The organism is Mesorhizobium sp. M7A.F.Ca.CA.002.15.2.1, from assembly GCF_003998715.1.
Taxonomy (GTDB): Bacteria; Pseudomonadota; Alphaproteobacteria; order Rhizobiales; family Rhizobiaceae; genus Mesorhizobium; species Mesorhizobium ciceri.
The window spans coordinates 1-1,604 of the sequence record NZ_RZPI01000936.1 but is presented as its reverse complement, the minus strand read 5'-3'; the positions used below and the strand labels follow the sequence as shown (position 1 = coordinate 1,604).

Below are 1,604 nucleotides of genomic sequence, written 5' to 3'. Positions count from 1 at the left end.
GCTCACCGAGGATATCAACGACATTCGCTCGCTGGGCTTCCGCGGCGAAGCGCTGCCGTCGATCGGCTCGGTGTCGCGACTTTCGATCCGCTCGCGCACGGCAGCAAGCGGCAGCGCCGCCGAGATCGGCATCGAGGGTGGCCGCGTCCTGCCTGTCAGGCCGGCGGCGGCCAATCGCGGCACCACGGTCGAGGTGCGCGACCTGTTCTTCGCAACGCCGGCCCGATTGAAGTTCATGAAGGGCGAGCGCGCCGAAAGCTCGGCCACCAGCGATGTGGTCAAGCGCATCGCCATCGCCTTCCCCGCCGTGCGCTTCACGCTGGCCGGCTCGGACCGCTCGACACTGGAATTGCCGGCGGCGGACGACAGCGCGGAAGGCAGCCTGCGTCGTGTCGCCCAGGTGATGGGCACCGATTTTCCCGACAATTCGATTGCCCTCGACGCGATGCGCGATGGCGTGCATCTGACCGGCCACGCGTCGATCCCGTCCTTCACCCGCGCCAACGCGCTGCAGCAATATGCCTATGTGAACGGCCGCCCGGTGCGCGACAAGCTGATCGCCGGCGCCATACGCGGCGCCTATGCCGACGTCCTGCCGCGCGACCGCCATGCGGTGACGGTGCTGTTCCTGACGCTCGATCCGGCCATCGTCGACGTCAACGTCCATCCAGCCAAGGCCGATGTGCGCTTCCGCGATCCCGGCCTTGTGCGCGGATTGATCGTCGGGGCCATCCGACAGGCACTGGCCGATGCCGGCGTCCGCGCCGCCACCACGGGTGCCGCCGGCATGATGGCGGCGTTCCGGCCAGGGGCCGCATCCTACGGCCACGGCGGACCGGCAAACGGCCACCGCAGCTACGACGCGGCCTACCGCGCGTCGGGTCCGTCCGGCTTCGATCCTGCCCGATCGCCGCAGCGGCCGCTCGATATGGGTTTCGATGGTGCGGGCTTCGAGCAGCGCGGCTTGCGAGAAAGCGAGCAAGCGGCTTTCGATGCCGGTCCGCTTGCCAGCGCCGATGCACGCGCAGGGCAGGATGAAGCGGCCGAGACGTTGCTCGGCGCGGTGCTGGGCGCGGCGCGCGCCCAGGTGCATGAGAACTACATCGTCGCCCAGACCAGGGATTCGCTCATCATCGTCGACCAGCATGCGGCGCATGAACGGCTGGTCTACGAGGCGCTGAAGAATGCGCTGCATTCGCGCCCGGTGCCCTCGCAGATGCTACTTCTGCCCGAAATCATCGACCTGCCGGAAGAGGATGCCGAGCGGCTTGCGCTGCATTCGGAAACGCTGGCCCGCTTCGGTCTCGGCATCGAGCGCTTTGGCCCCGGCGCTGTCGCGGTGCGCGAGACGCCGTCGATGCTGGGCGAGGCCAATGTCCAGCAATTGGTGCGCGACCTCGCCGACGAGATCGCCGACAACGACACGGTCGACACGCTGAAGGAGCGGCTGGACAAGATAGCCGCGACCATGGCGTGCCACGGCTCTGTGCGCTCCGGCCGCCTGCTCAAGGCCGAGGAGATGAACGCGCTGCTGCGGCAGATGGAGGCGACGCCCGGCTCCGGCACCTGCAACCACGGCCGCCCCACTTATATCGAACTCAAGC

Annotated in this window: 1 protein-coding gene; it reads left to right on the top strand. The window is 68.4% G+C overall.

Features of this window, described 5'->3' with window-relative positions; all coding sequences use genetic code 11:
- On the top strand, positions 1 to 1,604 hold a 1,604-nt coding region (gene mutL, locus ENZ74_RS31290; RefSeq protein ID WP_127313279.1), incomplete at both ends, for a DNA mismatch repair endonuclease MutL.